Below are 17,934 nucleotides of genomic sequence, written 5' to 3'. Positions count from 1 at the left end.
CCGGCATCTACCGACCGGCTGGTATGCAATCCAGGCAGCGAAAGACAGCCACCTGCGAATTCTGTGAAACGGAAACGAATGATCGTTGGGCGCGGTGACGGACGCCGACGCCTGGATCGGTCAGCGGGGTCGGTGTGTACGCCCGCGAGGGGCCCTGGTTGCCGACGGGCGAGATCCGCGCCCTCGCGCCGGGGAGCCGGGTCACACCGAGATCGTCGGCCTGCGCGAAGGCGCGTCGACCTCGCCCGGATTCCTCGGGATCGACCTTGCGGCGGCGCGCACACGTCCCGACCATCGCGAGGCCTCGACGGACGATGATCGGATAGTCGACTTCACGGCAATCCCGCCCGGCGACTGCGAACCGTGACAACCCCGCAGTTCAGCGCCTCCTGGGCGGCGCGCTCTCCCGCGCGGACCGCACCGTCGAGGTAGCCCTGGTTGATCGTCGCGGTCTCGGTGCCTGCCCAGTGGATCCGCCCGACCGGCCGGCGATCCGCATCGGTGCACTCGATCAGTGAGCCCGGAGGGCGCGAACCGACGCAGCCGCTGATCCACCGCTCATGCGTCCAATCCTTCTCGAGGTATGCGGTAGGGCTTGCCGCCTGCGCCCCGAACAGCACGGTCAGATCGTCGAGGAAGGCGGAGCGCCGCGCCGCGGGGTCGTCGAGGATCGCGTCCGTGCCGAGGAAGGTCAGCAGGATCCCGACGCCGGCGTCCGGCGGTGAGTTGTCGACGACGTATTTGGCCACCGGCAGGTCCGAGACCGCTTGGCCGCTCAGTCCCTCCTCCCGCCAGAACGGGCGGTCGTAGACGGCGAAGAGTTTGCTCTCCGCGCCGCTGTTCCAGCGACGTTGCAGCATCACACGGCGGGTGGGCAGGTCGGGCGTGACGCGGATCCGGGCGGCGTCCGCCGGGGACATCGCCACGATCACCCGGTTCGCGCGGACATCGACCCGCGCCGACCGGACCAGGACTCCGTCGGCGTCGTGCGCGATCTCGGCGACGGGTGAGTCGAGCACCACGGCGCCCCCGAGATCCTCGGCCAGGCGCTCCGCGATCCGGACCGTGCCACCGACTACCCGCGACTCCTGCGCCCCGTCGGTGATGTTGAGGGCGTGGTCGATTCCGCCGGAGCCCCGGATCCGCGCCAGCTGCACCAGCAGCGACGTGGCGTGCGGGTCCTCGGCGTTGGTCACCGAGAACCCGACCGTGAACATCGCCTTGGCCTCCGCGGTCGCCGCGTTCGCGTCGAGCCAGTGTCCGAAGGTCGTGGCGTCCCAGGAGGCGGCGCGGCGGGCGGTCCACGGGGCCTCGACCGGTACGGTTCTCGCCATCCGCTCCAGCCGCAGCTGCAACTGGGCGAAGTCGGCGAGCGCGAGCGGACTCAGCGGCGGGATGAGGCCCTCATACCGCTTCGAGCGGCCTCGCCGGTGGTAGATCGACTTGCCGTCGATGTGGGTCTTGAAAGTTTCCAGTCCCAGCTCGTCCAGCAGCGAGAGGACACGGTCCTGGCCCGGTCCGACCCATTGGCCACCGCCTTCGGTGATCACGCCGTCGGCGACGTCGAGGTTCATCGTGCGGCCGCCGACCCGGTCACCGGCCTCGATCACCACGACCGGCCGCCCGGCCTGTGCCAGCCGCCGCGCCGCGGTCAACCCGGAGACCCCGGCACCGATGACGACGACATCCGTGGTGCTCAGCTCGGACATACTGATGCCCTTTCGAGGTGTCCGACGACGTGGTCGGCGACGAGCAGCGCGAGCGCGTCGGGCAGGTGGTGCCCCATTCCAGGAATCACCACGTGCCGCGCATGCGGAATCGCGGCCGCGGTGGCGGCGCCCCCGGACGGCGCGACGATGGGGTCGCGATCGCCGTTGATCACCAGGGTGGGAGCCGTGATGCGGGCGATCTCCGCCGTTCGGTCGCCCGCGGCCTGGATGGCCTGGACCTGCCGGGCGGTCCCTGCCGCACCATCGCCGGCCGTGCGGTCCCACGTCTGCACGGCGTGGGCCGCTTCTTCGACCTCGTCGATCGGGAACCCGGTGCCCGCGAGATGTGCTGTCATGCGAAGGTGCGCACGCACGGCCTGCACCCGGTTCCGCGGCGGCGGAGCGGCGAGCAGCGCGATGGTCGACGCGGCCGCCTGCCCGACCTTCGGATCGCCCGTGGTGGAGTACAACGAGGTCAGCGACCTGGTGAGTGCGGGGTAGCGCGCCGCGACGGTCTGCGCGATCATCCCGCCCATCGAGCGTCCGATGAGGTGCGCCGGTCCCCGACCGAGGTGCTCGATGAGTTGCGCGGCATCGGCCGCCATGTCGGCCAGCGTGTACGCGTCCGGACGGGGCCGGGCGAGCAGTTGCCGTAGCGTGCTCGGCGGCGGGGTGATCGCGTAGGTCGAGCGGCCGCAGTCCCGGTTGTCCATCCGGATCACCTGGAAAGCGGTCGCGACGAGCGCGGAGACGAACCGCTCGGACCACATCGTCAAGTCCTCGCCGAGGCCGGCGAGGAGCAGGACCGGCGGGTCGTCGGGGTCGCCGTCGATTCGGTAGCAGACACGCGTGCCGCCCGCAAGGGTGACGAGGCGGTCCTGGGCGTCGTCACGCACGGATCGTCTCCCTTCCGGTCGAGCGTGCACTGTCGTCGGTGGTGGAGCTGAACCGCAGCGCGTCGTCGAGCAGGGGGCCGCGGAGCAGCTTGGCGTCCTGCGGGTACGACATCGACATCTGCCACATGCCGGTGCCCTGCTTCGGGGTGCTCTCTCGGGCCCGTTGCGCATAGCCCGCGCTGAGGTCCATGACCGGGCGCGTCTCCATGCCGGGATCGGCCTCGACGACGACGCGGTCGTAGCCGAAGGCGTCCATGTGCTTGACCAGGTTGCAGAAGTAGCGGCACAGGATGCCGACCTTCAGCGTCCACGACGAGGTCGTGTAGCCGATGGCGATGGCCAGGTTGGGGATCCCCGAGAGCAGGGTGCCGCGGTAGACGACGGAGTCGGCGAGGTTCACCGGCACGCCGTCGACCGCCAGGTCGATGCCGCCGAGCAGGCGCACGTTGAGGCCGGTCGCGGTGATGATCACGTCGGCGTCGAGGTGCTCGCCCGATTCGAGCTGGATCCCCGACTCGGTGAAACGCGAGATCCGGTCGGTGACGATCGAGGCGCCGCCGTCGCGCAGTGCGGCGAAGAAGTCGCCGTCGGGCGACAGACACAGGCGCTGATCCCATGGGTCGTAGGGCGGGTTGAAGTGGGTGTCCACGTCATAGTCCGCGGGCAGCAACTTCTTGTTGATGCGCCGGATCAGCGCGCGACCCAGGCGGGGGAATGTGCGTAGCGACTTGACCACGCCCCGATCGATCCAGATGTTGTTGAACCGGGTGATCGCGTAGCCGCGTCGTTCGCCGAAGAGCCGGTTGAACAGGAGCGCGAGGGAATCGACCTTCGGCCAGGGCATCACGTAGGTGGGGGTGCGCTGGAGCATGGTCACATGGGCGGCGGCGCGCGCACCGGTCAGCATCGACGGGATCAGCGTCACCGCGGTCGCGCCGCTGCCGATCACGATGACCTTCTTGCCCGCGTAGTCGTAGCCCTCGGGCCAGTGCTGCGGGTGGATGATGTCGCCGGCGAAGTCCTCGCGACCCTCGAAGTGCGGGGTGTAGCCCTCGTCGTAGCGGTAGTACCCGGTGCCCGCGAAGATCCAGTTGGCGGTGATGGTCTTGTCGCCGTCGGCGGTGTGCACGTCGATCGTCCAGCGCGCGTCGGCGCTCGACCATTCCGCGCGCTGCACGCTGTGCCCGAGGCGGATGAGCCCGCCCAGGTTGTTCTCCTCGACCGTCTCACACAGGTAGTTCAGGATCTTGGGGCCTTCCGCGATGGCGGCGCGGTCCTTCCAGGGCTTGAACTCGTAGCCGAAGGTATGCAGGTCGGAATCGGATCGGATGCCGGGGTACTTGAACAGATCCCAGGTGCCGCCGATATTGTCGCGCCCTTCGAGCACGACGACGCGTTTGCCGGGAAACGCCTCGACGATGTAGCGCGCGGCGCCGATGCCGGAGATGCCGGCACCGATGATGACGATGTCGAATTCTTCGGGTCGTTGCTTCGATGCGTTCATCGTGGGGCCTCTCGGTGGTGGTCACGTCGGTGTGTGATTCCACGGTGACCGCCACGGCGGCCCGCGCTCTACGCCGCGGTGCCCCGTCCTTCACCGTGACATGGTGCACAGTGCACTGTCCGCGCCTGTGAGATGCCGATCACACGGCGTCGTGGTGCAGTGTGTTGCGGCTGGCGCTACACGTGGTTGCACGTCGGCGTAGCGGGCGTCCTCATGGGCGCGCCACTGTGGAAGCCGACACACGAGATCACGGTCACTCCCAAGGAGGCGCTGCCATGCGCGACATTCTTTTCGCCGCGGCGGACATCTGGATGATCGCCGTCGGACTCATCTGCGGCGTTAAATTCATTCGGGGCCATCACAACTATTTGATCGGTCTCGAATGGATCATCATGGGCATATCGGGGACGAATTTCCTGATCTACGGGGTGACCCAGGCCGGCACCGATTCCCCGATGTACCACATCGCCTTCTTCCTGGACGCGTTCTCGCGCTCGATCGGGTTCACGCTGATCCTTGTCCTCGGGTTGCTGGTCGTCACGCACAGGTACAAGCCCACGCTCGGCGTCGAGGTGGGCGCGTTCGCCCTGGCCGCGGTCCTCGGGTTCTTCCTGTCCGAGTTCGCCGAGGAGATCGGCACGCCGGGCAAGGTGTTCTTCGTGATCACTGCGCTCGCGACCTCCGGCTTCCTGTGCTACTTCGCGTGGCGCCTCTGGGAGCTCGGCGAGCTCGCCCACGCCGGGTGGGTAGTCGGCGCCACCGCGCTGAACGTGGTGGTCGCCTCGATCTACGACTTCTGGCGAATTCCCGGCGACGACGCCAACCACACCCTCTTCTACACCCTCGCGCTGTTCACCTGGGGCCTGGCGATGCTCGTCATCTACCGGGCGTATACGGCCTTCGCTGCCCACAACAAGCGGGTCGACGCACACCTCGATCCGACCGCCGCCTCCCCCGTCCGAGGAGCTGACATCGCATGAGTTCCACCGCGAACACGACCTACACCACCTTCACCGGGTGGGTCGGTCCTCCCACCGACATCCGACCACCGCTGACGGAGAACTTCACCTGCTCCGTCGCGGTCATCGGCGGCGGGCTTGCCGGCATGGCGACCGCATTGCGCCTCGCAGAGCGCGGCGTTGACGCCGTACTGCTGGAGTCGGACTTCTGCGGGCACGGTGCGGGCTCACGCAATGCCGGCCAACTCGCGAGCGCGCCCGGAGGTGACATTCAGCTGCTGAATCTGCTCTACCGCAGGCGCATGCCGGCGATCATCCGCCTCACCGAGAACGCCGCCGGCCACGTCGAGAGCATGATCGAGAAGCTCGGCATCGATTGCGACTACGAAGCCGTCGGCAACGTCTTCGCGGCCGTCTCGCGCGGGCAGCTAGGACGCACACGCCGCATCGCGAAGATCCTCCGCCGTGCCGGGGCCCACGTCGAGGAGGGCACGGCACGCGAACTGGGCATCCCGCCCGGCTTCCTCTGCGGCATGCGCGAAATCAAGGGCGGAATCATGAACCCCGGCAAGCTCCTGCGCGGCCTTCGCAGCGCGGTGCTCGCCTCGACCGTGCAGGTCTTCGAACAATCAAAGGTCGTCGACATCGTTCGCGGCAACGACGGCGTCACTGTCGAGACGCCCCGCGGCGTGATCCTGGCGCAGAAAGTGGTGCTGGCCACGAACGCCTATGCGGGCGAGTGGGACATCACGCCGAAACGCCTGTCGTCACCGATGTGGGTGACCGAGGTCGAAACCGAGCCGATCTCCCCGCAGCGTCTCGCCGCGCTCGGTTGGACCAGCCGATCCGGGCTCATCACCCAGCACAACATCATGGAGAACTACCGACTCACCGCACGCAACACCATCGTGTTCGGCGTCCGCCAAATCGAACGTGGCGCAGGCTATCCGCTGCCCGAACGCCATCCCGACCCGGCGGTGGTCGCCGACCTCGCGAAGGCGTTCGCACGACGCTTCCCGCCGCTGGCGGACGTCGCGATCGACCGCGCCTGGGGCGGCTGGATCGGGATCACCTCGACCTGGCTACCGGTGGCCGGCACGGTCGGCGACGACGTCTACTACTCCCTGGCCTGCAACGGCCACGGACTCGCCCAGGCCACCTACGTCGGGACCCTCATCGCCGATCGGATCGCCACCGGCATCACCCCGGACGATCTGCGCACCGTCTGGGTCGACGAACCGAAATTCGGCCACGCGGTCCCGATAATCATGGGGAGGCTCGGACTGCGCTTGGCATGGACCGCAGACAGGTTCAACGACATGATCAACGGCAGCAAGCGACACGCATGCAAGGGATTTGCCACTGCCTCACGTGGCTTTACCGCCCCCGTCTAGAGCGTTCCCCTCTTCGACGAAACCCTCGAACACCTATTGCCTGGTAGTGGTCGGCATCGCCCGAAACCGTTCACTTGGAGTGCGGGAACGTGGCCGCAGCAAGCGGAATCCGGTGTGATTGGAGGCCCTTCTTACGTGTGATTACCAGTCAGTCAGTTCATGGAGTTACCCAGGCCGCATCAAGACTCGCCATAGATGAACACCCCTCCATCCACCCATCACCCAATTCATCCATCCGCCCATCTCGACCCGACGAGATACGGCCCGTGCCCGTTAGACGACTTCCTGGACGGACCTCGATGGCCGGTTCGCGACGGTGTTCGCTGCGGTTCCACTGGACGACTACGGATTCGGTTCCGACTGCCGCCAATCGCGTCCGACGAATCGGACCCCGCCCGCTTCGCGTTGCTGCAACGCAACGTCCTCGACCGGCGCCACTGGAGCAGCCGTGAGGAACTACGGTTGGCGATCGTCGAGTGGATCGAGAAGACCTACCACCGGCGGCGCCGGCAACGCGGTCTCGGTCGACTGACACCCGTCGAATATGAGACGCTCCATCACACCGCACACGCGGCCTGAAACTGCACACCCGTGTGTCAACCAGGGCGGGGGCAGTCCCTTCCCATGGATCGGGTACCTTGAGTGCCTCGAGGAGGGTGATGTTGTCGGCGGTCAGGGTCGGTCCATCGATGGGCGCGGGAAGGCCGGCGGCTGTGCTGGCGACGACGAGCCGTCCGCGGGCGTAGCTCAGTGCGGACGGATCCGTGCCGGCGCCGATATACTTCTCGTCGGCCCACCTCCGCATCCGCGACCGAAGACGACCAGCCGCGGTCCCCCTCACCGAGATTGGCATCGGCAGTGGTCGAAGCACTCCGCGAGTCACTCGCCAGCGGCGCCTTCCGGCCGGGGCAGCGCATCGCAGAAAAGCCTCTCGCCACCCGGCTCGGTGGCTCCCGCGGGCCGATCAGGGACGCCTTGAACATTGTCGCCGAGGACGGCCTGATCGAACTCGAGCCGCACCGTGGCGCGTATGTGCCCCTCCCGACTCGGCGCGACGAGGCCCAGGATCCCGACGAGGTGACGCGGCTCTGGCGCCGCAAATCGACAACGCCGTGACCTACATGGTCGAACAACTCGGCCATCTCGACGTCAATGCATCTCGCCGAACTCCGGAATCGAGTCACTGGAAGTAGGACGCATAGTCGCTGAAAGAAACCTGGCCGGTGGGGCTCGAGTGTATTGCGTCGGCGACCGGCGACGGGATGGGAGCCCAGTGGGCAGGCATCGCCGCCGCCAGGGAAGGATTCAATATGTAGAGCAGGGCAAAGTTCACTATCCAGAGCGGCGGCGCCATCGACATGCCCACCTCCGAACTCACACCCCCCTTGGTGTTCGTCACCAGTTGAGCTGCGCCCGAAATCTGTTGCGCTGCGAAGCCGTAGACCGCTTGCACCGTGTACGCCGACCGGTAGAGCGCTATCAAGGTTCCTGTCGCATCGTTGTTCCTCAACCAGGTGCCCACGAAACCGCCGGGCGCGATCAACGAGTTCACCTGCCTTGTCGGGGCGTCCGCGTTGGCCGGACTCTCCAGCAGTCCGCTGGTGTTCACGTAGAGCCCGTAGCTGGCCAGAACCGACGGTGTGGGGTGGCCATCGACGTCGGAATACAGGGGACGGCCGTTCGTGTTGGTGAGGATCTGGGCGCATGCATCGATCACCTCGGCGGCTTCGCGGCTGCCGCCGACTCCGCCGCCGCTGAGGAGGTCTCGATACTGCTGTTCGGATAACGCGTCAGCCCTGGTGAGCCCCACCTGGCCGGCAATCTCGTCCGCCGCTTGCTGACCGAGTGGCTGGTTGAGCTGCCCAGGGTTGGTCACCTGCGTCGGAGCCAGACTCTCGTAGCCGGGTGCCCCAGCGAAGGGGATCGCGAACCCGGTGTCGACGGTGTCGGCCGCTGCTGGGTCTGCGCCGGCTGTCTGGGTCGCTGTCAGGGAGAGAATGCACACTCCCACCAATGCCAGTACCGAGATGGTCCTGCGAGGGGAGGTTGCTCCGCGTCGATGGCCCGGACCCGCTAACCCTGTGCCGCGCATACGTCAACCTCCCGGAACACCATCGGGCGAGCCCACACCAGCTTGCGTTCCAGTCAAGCGCCGCGATCGATGCCGTGTCAATCCCTCCCGACTACGAGTCCTTCACCTCGGTCTCGATGACCCCGAGTGCCGCCATCAAGGGCGGCGATCACGTCAGAAATCCTGTCCCTGACGAGCTATCGATGAACCTCGACCACGTCGTTGTTTCGCATCCCCCGATCGAACCATTGCAATCGGCTGCAACGTTTATTGCGCACGTCATATCTCCCTACATTCATGACCCGGGTTACACGAGGCACGAACCGTTCCGACGCCGCGGCGCGATCGGAGGGGGCCTACGTAGCCGGCGACAACGAAGAAACCAAGGGAGTGCAATGGCGCTGAACAAGAACTCGCTACTGAGCGCGTATCGGAAGATGTCCGAGATCCGAGCGTTCGAAGACCGCCTACACGAAGAGAACGCCACCGGCGACATCCCCGGCTTCATTCACCTGTACTCCGGTCAGGAAGCCATTGCCGTCGGCGTGTGCGAGAACCTGCAGGACACCGACTACATCGGATCCACGCACCGCGGCCACGGGCACTGCATCGCCAAGGGGTGCGACCTCCACGGGATGATGGCGGAGATCTTCGGCAAGGACGACGGCCTCTGCCACGGCAAGGGCGGTTCCATGCACATCGCCGACCTGTCCGTGGGCATGCTGGGCGCGAACGCCATCGTCGGCGGGGCACCCTCCCTGGCCATCGGCGCGGCGCTCAGCGCGAAGACACTGCGAAACGGCGGCGTCGCGGCGTCGTTCACCGGCGACGGCGGTTCCAACCAGGGCACCGTCTTCGAGGCCATGAACATGGCTGTCGTGCTCGACCTTCCCATCATCTTCGTCACCGAGAACAACGGATTCGGTGAGGCCACCGGACGGGACTACGCCGTCGGCGCGCCCAGCATCGCCTCCCGCGCGGCATCCTTCGGCATGCCCGCCGTCACCGTCGACGGGACCGATTTCTTCGCCGTGTACGAGGCGACCCGGGAGGCCGTCGAGCGTGCCCGGATGGGAGGCGGACCCACGTCGATCGAGGCGATCGCGTACCGCTGGCACGGACACTTCGAAGGTGACGCGCAGCTGTACCGCACCGCGGATCAGGTCGCGGAACTGCGCAAGACGAAAGACCCGCTGCTGAACTTCCGCAATCACCCGGACAGCAGGAAGGTGTCCGCGAAGGAACTCGACGCGATCGATTCCGACGCACGAGCCCGCGTGGACGACGCCGTCGCGAAGGCCCGGAAAGCCGAGTATCCGCCGTTGGCAAACCTTCTGACCGACGTCTACGTGTCGTACTGAGAGTGAGAACAGAAATGACAACGTCGAAGACGACGTACCGCGAAGCAATCAAGGCCGCGCTCGCCCAGGAGATGGAACGCGATGCGACGGTGGTGCAGATCGGTGAGGATCTGCGCGGTGGTCAGGCGGGGACCAACCCGGAACTCGAGTCCGGGAAGCTCGAGGCGTTCGGTGGTGTGCTAGGTGTGACCAAGGGTTTGTGGACCGAATTCGGTTCCGACCGGGTCATCGACACCCCGATCACCGAGTCCGCGATCATCGGCATGGCGGCAGGCGCCGCGTTGACCGGGCTGCGCCCGGTCGCCGAACTGATGTTCATGGACTTCTTCGGCGTCTGCTACGACGCCCTCTACAACCAGGCCGCGAAGTTCCGCTACATGTTCGGTGGGAAGGCCCGCACGCCACTCGTGGTGCGCGGCATGATCGGCGCCGGATTCTCGGCGGCGGCGCAGCATTCGCAGTCTCCGTACAACGTGTTCGCCGCGGTCCCCGGCCTCAAGGTGGTCGCCCCGTCCAACGCGTACGACGCCAAAGGCCTTCTCATCCAATCCATTCGCGATGACGACCCGGTGGTGTTCTGCGAGCACAAGACGCTGTATGACCTCAAGGGCGAAGTGCCCGACGAGCCGTACACCATCCCGTTCGGCGTAGCCAACTACACCCGGGAGGGCACGGACGTCACCATCATCGCGCTCTCGGCCATGGTGAATGCCGCCAACACGGCCGCCGACAAACTTGCCACGGACGGCATCTCCGTCGAAGTGGTCGACCCGCGGACCGTCTCACCCCTCGACGAGGAGGGCATCCTCGAATCCGTCGCGTCCACCGGGCGGGTGGTGATCGTCGACGAGTCCGCGGCACGATGCGGATTCGGCCACGACGTCACAGCGCTGATCGCCACCAAGGCGTTCGGTTCGCTGAAGGCACCGATCGAACTGGTCACCCCACCGCATACCCCGGTGCCGTTCTCCCCCGTGCTCGAACAGGCATGGCTTCCCAACGCGGCGCGCATCGAGGCCGCAGTACGCAAGGTGGTGACGGCCTGACCATGAGTGACATCAAACTGATCGAAGTTCCCAAATGGGGCCTGTCCATGGACGAGGGCACCGTCACCGAGTGGTTGATCGACGAAGGAACTCCCTTCTCGAAGGGTGATCTGATCTGCGAGATCGAGACCAGCAAGATCACCAACGAGTTGGAGGCGCCGTTCGACGGAGCGCTGCGGCGCATCGTCGCCAAGCCCGGTGCCACGTTGCCGGTGGGTGCGGTCCTGGCCGTGTCGGCCGACGCGGCCGTCTCCGATGCCGAGATCGAGGAATTCCTGACCGACATCGGGGCGGATCACGTCTCCACATCCGAGCCCGAGCGGTCACCGGGTGGACAACCCACCCCCGCGGAACCGCGCGTGACACCCACCCCGTCAGCGCCGGCGGCACAGGAGTCGGTGAGGACTCCCGGCACCACCACCGTCCCGGATTCGCTACGGGGACAGACGAATGGTGACGTGTTCGCGACACCGCACTCCCGCCGATTGGCGTGCGAGTTGTCGATCGACCTGGGCCGTGTGACCGGGACCAGCCGCGAGGGCCGGATCTCCGTCGCGGACGTCCACGAGGCGATTCGCTCGGCGGGTGGAACCGTCGCGGAAGCCCCGTCTCCGACCCGATCGGGTGTGCCCGGACGCTCGTCGGAGGACGACGGCGGTGTCGACGCGACACCGGTGGCGCGTCGACTGGCGAAATCCCTCGGCATCAATCTGCACGATTGCCGGGCCACCGGTTCGCGGGGACGCGTCTGCGAGGCGGACGTCCGGGAAGCCGAACGGACATTCCGGCTGCTTCCCGATCCGGCGGCGGCGTCCGCCGGCGCAGCGGACGCCCCGCAGCACACGGCACCCCAGTTCGAGACGATCCCGTTCAATTCGATGCGCAAGGCGATCGGTCAGCGTCTGCAGGAATCGAAGCGCAACGCTCCGCACTTCCGCCTCACCGTGGACCTCGAAATCGACAATCTCCTCGCACTGCGCACGGAGATCAACGCGACCGTGCCCTCGGTCAAGCTGTCGGTCAACGACTTCGTCGTCAAGGCGTGCGCGGCGGCGCTACGCAAGGTCCCCGACGTCAACGTCCAATTCGACGAAGCGGCCCAGTCGGTGCTGAGATTCTCCGCCGCCGACATCTCGGTGGCCGTCGCCTTACCGTCGGGACTGATCACGCCCATCGTTCGCGGAGCCGAGAGCAAGAGCCTCGCCGAGATCTCCCACGAGGTCCACACATTGGTGACGAAAGCCAAGACCGGCAAGCTGACCCCCGAGGAGTTCCAGGGCGGCACGTTCACCATCTCGAACCTCGGCATGTTCGGTGTGCGCGAATTCGACGCGATCATCAACCCACCGCAGGGCGCGATCCTCGCCGTCGGTGCGGGGCAGCAACGGCCGGTCGTCGTGGACGGCCGGGTGGAAGCCCGCACCGTGCTGACCGTGACACTCTCGTGCGACCACCGGGTGATCGACGGCGCCCTCGGCGCGACGTTCCTGCAGGAACTGCGGCGCTTCGTCGAGTCACCCGCGTTGATGCTGGTCTAGGGAGTATTGATGACTGACAAATACGACGTCCTGGTGATCGGAAGCGGCCCCGGTGGCTACGTCGCCGCCATCCGTGCCGCGCAGCACGGACTCCGCACCGCGGTGATCGAACGGGACCGGCTGGGCGGTATCTGCCTCAACTGGGGGTGCATTCCCACCAAGGCGCTGCTGCACGGCGCCGATGTCGCCCACACACTGGCCAATCTGCGTCCCCTCGGATTCTCCACCAGCGGTGTGGAGTTCGACATGGCACAACTGGTCGAATTCAGCCGTGGGGTGTCGGGCCGATTGTCCGACGGCATCGGATATCTGATGAAGAAGAACGGTATCGACGTGATCACCGGAACCGCACGCCTGACCGGAAAGGGCGTGGTGGGGGTTCGGGAGGGCGGCCCGGACCCGGCGTCGCCCCTCGCGGAGTACCGGGCCGACCACATCATCCTGGCCACGGGTGCGCGCCCGCGGTCGGTGCCCGGGGTGACACCGGACGGCGACCGGGTCTGGACCTACTTCGACGCACTGGTTCCCCCGAAACTTCCGAAGTCGTTGCTGGTCATCGGCTCCGGCGCCATCGGCGTCGAGTTCGCCAGCCTTTACCACGATCTGGGCAGCGAGGTCACGCTCGTCGAGCTGGCACCGCAGATCATGCCCGTCGAGGACGCCGCGGTGGCCGGTCACGTGCGCCGGCAGTTCGAGAAGCGCGGGATCGCCATCCACACCGGCGCCTCGGTATCCGAGCTCGCGGTCGGCGCGGACTCCGTAACCGTGACAGTGAGATCGGCGGACGGGACCCTCGGACAGCACGTCGTGGACCGGGTCCTGGTCGCCGCCGGCATCCAGGGCAACGTCGAGAATCTCGGAGTCGAGGACGTCGGCGTCGACGTCGACCACGGCTTCGTCACCACCGACCAGTGGTGCCGCACCACCGCATTCGGGATCTACGCCATCGGCGACGTCGCCGGCGCCCCGTGCCTCGCCCACAAGGCCAGCCACGAAGGCGTGCTGTGTGTCGACAAGCTGGCGGGCACCCCGCACGTGACCCCGCTGGACAAGGACTATGTGCCCGGATGCACGTACGCCCGGCCTCAGGTTGCCAGCCTCGGCCTCACCGAGGACCAGGCGCGGGCGACCGGTCGTTCCCTGCAGATCGGGCAGTTCGATCTGCAGGCCTCCGGCAAGGCACTCGCCATCGGTGAAGCCGACGGGTTCGTCAAGACCATCTTCGACGCCGACAGCGGCGAGTTGCTGGGCGCCCACATGGTCGGTCCCGACGTCACCGAGCAGATCCAGGGTTTCGGCATCGCCCGATCTCTGGAGGCCACCGGTGACGATCTGGCGGAAGTGATATTCGCGCACCCGACGCTGTCCGAGGCCATGCACGAATCGGTCCTGTCGGCGCTGGGTCGCCCGATCAACATGTAGCAACCCCCGCCGAACCGTGGTCGCCCTCCGGCACCGCGGTCCGGCGGAACCACCCCCAGGAATCGACACGTGACTGCCACACCAGGAACATCGTCCGCCGCCGCGCAGGCGCCGCGCGGCCGTAAGCTGCTTCGACTGGAGATCCGGAATGCGGAGACTCCGATCGGACGCAAACCGAACTGGATCAAGACGAGACCGAAGATGGGCCCGGAATACTCCGAGCTCGAGAGCCTCGTCAAGCGCGAGGGTTTGCACACCGTCTGCGAAGAAGCCGGCTGCCCCAACATCTACGAATGCTGGGAAGACCGCGAGGCGACCTTCCTCATCGGCGGGCAGCAATGCACCCGCCGCTGCGACTTCTGCCAGATCGACACCGGCAAACCCGACGACCTCGACCGCGACGAACCCCGCCGCGTCGCCGAATCCGTCCAGGCGATGGGACTGCGCTACTCCACCATCACCGGCGTCGCCCGCGACGACCTCCCCGACGGCGGCGCCTGGCTCTACGCCGAAACCGTCCGCCTGATCCACCAGCTCAATCCCGGCACCGGCGTCGAACTGCTCATCCCCGACTTCAACGCCAAGCCCGATCAGCTCGCCGAGGTGTTCTCCACCCGCCCCGAGGTGCTCGCCCACAACGTCGAAACCGTCCCTCGCATCTTCAAGCGGATCCGGCCCGCGTTCCGCTACCAGCGCAGCCTCGAAGTGATCACCGCCGCCCGCGAAGACAACCTCGTCACCAAGTCCAACCTCATCCTCGGGATGGGCGAGACCCCCGACGAGGTCACCCAGGCGTTGCACGACCTGCACGACGCCGGCTGCGACATCATCACCATCACCCAGTACCTGCGCCCCTCCCCCCGCCACCACCCCGTCGAGCGGTGGGTCAAGCCCGAAGAGTTCGTCGAGCACTCCAAGACCGCCGAGGAAATCGGATTCGCCGGCGTCATGGCCGGACCCCTCGTCCGCTCCTCCTACCGCGCCGGCCGCCTCTACGCGCAGGCGATGGCCCACCACGGCCGCGCGCTCGCGGACTCCCTCACTCATCTCGCAGCCGTCCGAACCGACAGGAGTGTCAGCCCGTGATCAACGATTCCGTCATCGAAGACGCACAGGTCATCGAATTCGCCCGTCGCTGGCTGCCGTACGGCGGTGGCACCACCGGTGATCTCCTCGTCGAATTCGGCATGACGCCCGCGTGCTACGTGGCCCGGCTCCGCAAGATCCTCGCCGGACCGGCCGGTGCGTGCCTCGACCCGCAACTGCGCGCCGACCTGGGCAGGTTCGTCGCCGTGCGATCGGCGAGGAATTAGACACCGGGAAGGTTGGTCACCCGACGACGTGCACGTCGACACCGTCCGCGAACCGATACGGATGGGTGGACAGAACAGGGCCGAGGCTCTTCCGGAGACGGGAGATCTCGGCGCGGACGGCCACCACGTGGTCGCGGTCACCGAACAGCACCGCACTCATTGACGCGGCATCGATTCCAGCGGAACCCGTTTCGGCCAGCACTCGCAGGATCTGCGCGTGGCGGGGTGAGAGCGCTCGCGTCCAGCTCGTGTCGCCTCGCACCGTTGCTCGCGGGTTGTCACCGAGATCGAGTTCCACTGCGATGGTCGTCGGTCTGCCTCCGCGTCGCACCAGCCAGCCGTCACCGAGCGGTTCCGGCATGCACGCCCCCAACCCGGGCACGAGCAGGGGCGTGCCGGGACGCGGGGACGCCAACCGGTCGGGAAGGGCCAACCCGCGTGCGTCGGCGACCCAGCCGTGCCGGTCCACCACGACGGCAGGCCCGGCGATCGCCCCGAGCATCGGTGCGGCATGACCGCGGAGCTTCTCGAGAGTGATCGTGTGCTCCTGCCACAGTGTGGCCTCGGCCAACCGGACCGCAGTCTGTACCAGTGCCACGGTCGTCGGATGAACCGACATCGCCGAGCCACTGATGTCGACGACGCCGAGCACCTCACCGCTACGTGGATCGTGCACCGGAGACCCCGTGCACGACCACCCGCAGTGCGACCGCGCGTAGTGCTCTGCCGAGAACAGCTGCACGGGAGCATCTTCCACCAGCGCTGTTCCGATGGAGTTCGTGCCCACTGCCCCCTCGGACCACCGGGCGCCCTCCATGAACCCCAGTGCGTCGGCGGCCTTTCGCACGCCGCGTGTCCCTTCGCGCCACAGCACAACCCCGTCGGCGTCCGCGATCACCACGATGAAATTCGCGTCTTCGGCTACCTGGGTCAACGTGTTGCGAAGCTCGGGGAGGACCGACCGCAGGGCAGTGCGCGTCCGCCGGGCTTCGACCTCGGCGTAGTCGGCCAGCACCACGTCCTCGCACCGGTCGGGGCTCACGCCGTCCGCTTGCAGCCGGGACCACGACCGGCCGACGACGTCGCGCGGTTGCGCGGGCGGTTGCCGTCCCGAGAGCACGGCATCGTGCACTTGACTCAATAACCGCGCGTGCCGGGGTAGATCCACCCCCGAGCCGACAGCAGGAAGGCGGTGCCGAACCGAACCGGGAGTACTCACCCGGCCGAGCCTACCGGGGATGTGAGTGCTCGACCAGCGTCAGGTTCCGACCATTTCCGTTGGAGGCGAACGCAATCGACGGTCTACTCGACCACACTGCAACCGAGTGCAACCCTTGCACACCCGCCGTCGAGGATGCTTGGCTCACCCGTGAGGACCATCACACTCGACAGGAGTCAAGGATGAGCATCAAGGGCAAAGTCGCTCTGGTCACCGGCGCGGGGCAGGGCATCGGACGCGCGATCGCATTGCGACTGGCGTCGGACGGCGCCGACATCTCGCTCGTCGACGTCAACGGCGACCGGGCCGATGCGGTGGCCGACGAGGTCCGGGCGGTAGGCGCGAACGCGATCTCTCTGGTCGCCGACGTGACGGACCGCGATCAGGTGCAGTCTGCTGTCGACCGGACCGAGCGCGAACTGGGCGGCTTCGACATCATCGTCAACAACGCGGGAATCGCCCAGGTCAACCCGATCGCCGACGTGACACCGGAGGAGGTCTCACGCATCCTCGCCGTGAACGTCGAAGGCGTGCTGTGGGGTATCCAGGTCGGGGCAGCCAAGTTCCGGGAGCGGGGACACGGCGGGAAGATCATCAACGCCTCGTCGATCGCCGGCCACGAGGGATTCCCGATGCTCGGCGTGTACTCGGCGACCAAGTTCGCGGTCCGCGGACTCACCCAGGCCGCGGCGAAGGAGTATGCGTCGGACGGCATCACCGTCAACGCCTACTGCCCCGGCGTCGTCGGCACCGACATGTGGGTCACCATCGACGAACGCTTCGCGGCCCTCACCGGTGCACCGAAGGGTGCCACGTTCGAGAAGTTCGTCGGCGGCATCGCCCTCGGTCGCGCGCAGACGCCCGAGGACGTCGCCGCGTACGTGTCGTATCTCGCCGGACCGGATTCCGACTACATGACCGGGCAATCGGGACTGATCGACGGCGGCCTGGTGTACCGATAGGCACCACCCGCAGCGGGGTTTCACGCCCGGATCCACGGGTAGACGGACGTAGGGTGATGCGACAGCGCGTCCGGGGACGAAAGGGGCAGCCGTGGACGTCGACGACCTGGTCGAGCGCACCGCTCGGTTGCGGTTCGATCTGCAAGCACTCGAAAACCGCATCAAGGAATTGACCGACGCGTTCGACCTCCTCGACAGCACGACCGAGGGTGCGTCGCGGGAACAGGTGATCGACAGCCTCAGCGACGCCCGGCTCGACCTGAGCACCGCGGACAGACATCTCGAGACCGCGGTGCGTAACGCCGAGAAACTGTCGACCGACTGAACCCCGCGTCGGACGATGACGGACTCGTCAGGTCGCCGATCCCCTCGCACCCCAGACGACCCGATCCCACCAACTGCTGAGCGGACTGGGGTCCGGCCACCGGATGGGCTCGTCCTCACGCAGTTCCGTTACTCGACGTTGCGCACGCTGATTCGATGATCCGCCTTCTTCTCGACGCACAGCACTGCACCTCCCGAATTCCTGCGCGCCCGTCA

16 protein-coding genes and 1 pseudogene are annotated in these 17,934 nt (G+C 67.0%); 12 read left to right on the top strand and 5 right to left on the bottom strand.

All coding sequences use genetic code 11. The annotated features are described in order from the left end of the window. Positions 1 to 332: 332 nt before the first annotated feature. The 3 genes from PSR88_RS26920 to PSR88_RS26910 are packed head-to-tail and all read right to left on the bottom strand — an operon-like array spanning position 333 to position 4,109. The gene (locus PSR88_RS26920; protein WP_016883724.1) at positions 333 to 1,709 is read right to left on the bottom strand and encodes a flavin monoamine oxidase family protein; all 1,377 of its coding nucleotides are present in this window, start codon (positions 1,707 to 1,709) and stop codon (positions 333 to 335) included. Further along, complete coding sequence (locus tag PSR88_RS26915) at positions 1,697 to 2,605, bottom strand: alpha/beta fold hydrolase (protein ID WP_016883725.1); 909 nt, start codon at positions 2,603 to 2,605, stop codon at positions 1,697 to 1,699. Before PSR88_RS26915 ends, PSR88_RS26920 begins: the two co-directional genes overlap by 13 nt. Further along, on the bottom strand, positions 2,598 to 4,109 hold the full coding sequence (locus PSR88_RS26910; RefSeq protein ID WP_016883726.1) for a flavin-containing monooxygenase: 1,512 nt from the start codon (positions 4,107 to 4,109) through the stop codon (positions 2,598 to 2,600). Before PSR88_RS26910 ends, PSR88_RS26915 begins: the two co-directional genes overlap by 8 nt. 275 nt (positions 4,110 to 4,384) lie before the next feature. Here PSR88_RS26910 and PSR88_RS26905 point away from each other — a divergent pair, with 275 nt between their 5' ends. The 4 genes and pseudogenes from PSR88_RS26905 to PSR88_RS26890 all read left to right on the top strand — a co-directional run bounded on the left by PSR88_RS26905 (position 4,385) and on the right by PSR88_RS26890 (position 7,578). Then, positions 4,385 to 5,089: a hypothetical protein gene (locus tag PSR88_RS26905; RefSeq protein WP_016883727.1), complete on the top strand. Its 705-nt coding sequence runs from the start codon at positions 4,385 to 4,387 to the stop codon at positions 5,087 to 5,089. Further along, positions 5,086 to 6,462, top strand: coding sequence for an NAD(P)/FAD-dependent oxidoreductase (locus PSR88_RS26900; RefSeq protein ID WP_016883728.1), 1,377 nt, complete (start codon positions 5,086 to 5,088; stop codon positions 6,460 to 6,462). The genes PSR88_RS26905 and PSR88_RS26900 overlap by 4 nt, the downstream gene beginning before the upstream one ends. A gap of 399 nt (positions 6,463 to 6,861) precedes the next feature. Next, positions 6,862 to 7,041: pseudogene (locus PSR88_RS26895) on the top strand (IS3 family transposase); the annotation flags it as partial. Positions 7,042 to 7,320: 279 nt separating this feature from the next. After that, positions 7,321 to 7,578, top strand: a complete 258-nt coding sequence (locus tag PSR88_RS26890) for a GntR family transcriptional regulator (protein WP_016883730.1) — start codon at positions 7,321 to 7,323, stop codon at positions 7,576 to 7,578. Positions 7,579 to 7,642: 64 nt separating this feature from the next. Here the strand turns inward: PSR88_RS26890 and PSR88_RS26885 are convergent, their stop codons facing one another. Further along, the gene (locus tag PSR88_RS26885) at positions 7,643 to 8,554 is read right to left on the bottom strand and encodes a hypothetical protein (RefSeq protein WP_029539556.1); all 912 of its coding nucleotides are present in this window, start codon (positions 8,552 to 8,554) and stop codon (positions 7,643 to 7,645) included. A gap of 374 nt (positions 8,555 to 8,928) precedes the next feature. On the opposite strand from PSR88_RS26885, the gene PSR88_RS26880 reads away from it, so the two are divergent. From PSR88_RS26880 to PSR88_RS26855, 6 genes are all read left to right on the top strand, one after another. Next, complete coding sequence (locus tag PSR88_RS26880) at positions 8,929 to 9,894, top strand: thiamine pyrophosphate-dependent dehydrogenase E1 component subunit alpha (RefSeq protein ID WP_016883732.1); 966 nt, start codon at positions 8,929 to 8,931, stop codon at positions 9,892 to 9,894. Between the two features lie 14 nt (positions 9,895 to 9,908). Next, positions 9,909 to 10,940, top strand: a complete 1,032-nt coding sequence (locus PSR88_RS26875) for an alpha-ketoacid dehydrogenase subunit beta (RefSeq protein WP_016883733.1) — start codon at positions 9,909 to 9,911, stop codon at positions 10,938 to 10,940. Positions 10,941 to 10,942: 2 nt separating this feature from the next. Then, positions 10,943 to 12,478: a 2-oxo acid dehydrogenase subunit E2 gene (locus PSR88_RS26870; RefSeq protein ID WP_016883734.1), complete on the top strand. Its 1,536-nt coding sequence runs from the start codon at positions 10,943 to 10,945 to the stop codon at positions 12,476 to 12,478. Positions 12,479 to 12,487: 9 nt separating this feature from the next. Next, on the top strand, positions 12,488 to 13,900 hold the full coding sequence (gene lpdA, locus PSR88_RS26865; protein WP_016883735.1) for a dihydrolipoyl dehydrogenase: 1,413 nt from the start codon (positions 12,488 to 12,490) through the stop codon (positions 13,898 to 13,900). 69 nt (positions 13,901 to 13,969) lie between these two features. Continuing rightward, entirely contained in the window at positions 13,970 to 14,986 is a 1,017-nt protein-coding gene (lipA, locus tag PSR88_RS26860; RefSeq protein WP_342338544.1) for a lipoyl synthase, read from the top strand. Further along, entirely contained in the window at positions 14,983 to 15,213 is a 231-nt protein-coding gene (locus tag PSR88_RS26855; protein WP_016883737.1) for a DUF3263 domain-containing protein, read from the top strand. The genes lipA and PSR88_RS26855 overlap by 4 nt, the downstream gene beginning before the upstream one ends. A gap of 16 nt (positions 15,214 to 15,229) precedes the next feature. Here the strand turns inward: PSR88_RS26855 and PSR88_RS26850 are convergent, their stop codons facing one another. After that, complete coding sequence (locus PSR88_RS26850; protein WP_029539559.1) at positions 15,230 to 16,345, bottom strand: GAF domain-containing protein; 1,116 nt, start codon at positions 16,343 to 16,345, stop codon at positions 15,230 to 15,232. A 269-nt stretch (positions 16,346 to 16,614) separates the two neighbouring features. Between PSR88_RS26850 and PSR88_RS26845 the strand changes: the two genes are divergently transcribed. Together PSR88_RS26845 and PSR88_RS26840 are read left to right on the top strand one after the other, a co-directional pair. Continuing rightward, the gene (locus tag PSR88_RS26845; RefSeq protein WP_016883739.1) at positions 16,615 to 17,394 is read left to right on the top strand and encodes an acetoin reductase; all 780 of its coding nucleotides are present in this window, start codon (positions 16,615 to 16,617) and stop codon (positions 17,392 to 17,394) included. A 91-nt stretch (positions 17,395 to 17,485) separates the two neighbouring features. Beyond that, on the top strand, positions 17,486 to 17,719 hold the full coding sequence (locus PSR88_RS26840) for a hypothetical protein (protein ID WP_009478313.1): 234 nt from the start codon (positions 17,486 to 17,488) through the stop codon (positions 17,717 to 17,719). Positions 17,720 to 17,934 lie beyond the last annotated feature (215 nt).

This window comes from Rhodococcus sp. DK176 (assembly GCF_038447315.2).
GTDB lineage: Bacteria > Actinomycetota > Actinomycetes > Mycobacteriales > Mycobacteriaceae > Rhodococcus_F > Rhodococcus_F jostii_A.
Note: the sequence above shows the minus strand (reverse complement) of the source record. Positions and strands in the feature narration are given on the sequence as shown.

Excerpts from the sequence above, each read along its gene's own strand:
- PSR88_RS26880 (WP_016883732.1), top strand. The coding sequence starts at position 8,929 with ATGGCGCTGAACAAGAACTCGCTACTGAGCGCGTATCGGAAGATGTCC.
- PSR88_RS26885 (WP_029539556.1), bottom strand. The coding sequence starts at position 8,554 with ATGCGCGGCACAGGGTTAGCGGGTCCGGGCCATCGACGCGGAGCAACC.
- PSR88_RS26845 (WP_016883739.1), top strand. The coding sequence starts at position 16,615 with ATGAGCATCAAGGGCAAAGTCGCTCTGGTCACCGGCGCGGGGCAGGGC.
- PSR88_RS26910 (WP_016883726.1), bottom strand. The coding sequence starts at position 4,109 with ATGAACGCATCGAAGCAACGACCCGAAGAATTCGACATCGTCATCATC.
- PSR88_RS26905 (WP_016883727.1), top strand. The coding sequence starts at position 4,385 with ATGCGCGACATTCTTTTCGCCGCGGCGGACATCTGGATGATCGCCGTC.
- PSR88_RS26870 (WP_016883734.1), top strand. The coding sequence starts at position 10,943 with ATGAGTGACATCAAACTGATCGAAGTTCCCAAATGGGGCCTGTCCATG.
- lpdA (WP_016883735.1), top strand. The coding sequence starts at position 12,488 with ATGACTGACAAATACGACGTCCTGGTGATCGGAAGCGGCCCCGGTGGC.
- PSR88_RS26900 (WP_016883728.1), top strand. The coding sequence starts at position 5,086 with ATGAGTTCCACCGCGAACACGACCTACACCACCTTCACCGGGTGGGTC.
- PSR88_RS26920 (WP_016883724.1), bottom strand. The coding sequence starts at position 1,709 with ATGTCCGAGCTGAGCACCACGGATGTCGTCGTCATCGGTGCCGGGGTC.
- PSR88_RS26875 (WP_016883733.1), top strand. The coding sequence starts at position 9,909 with ATGACAACGTCGAAGACGACGTACCGCGAAGCAATCAAGGCCGCGCTC.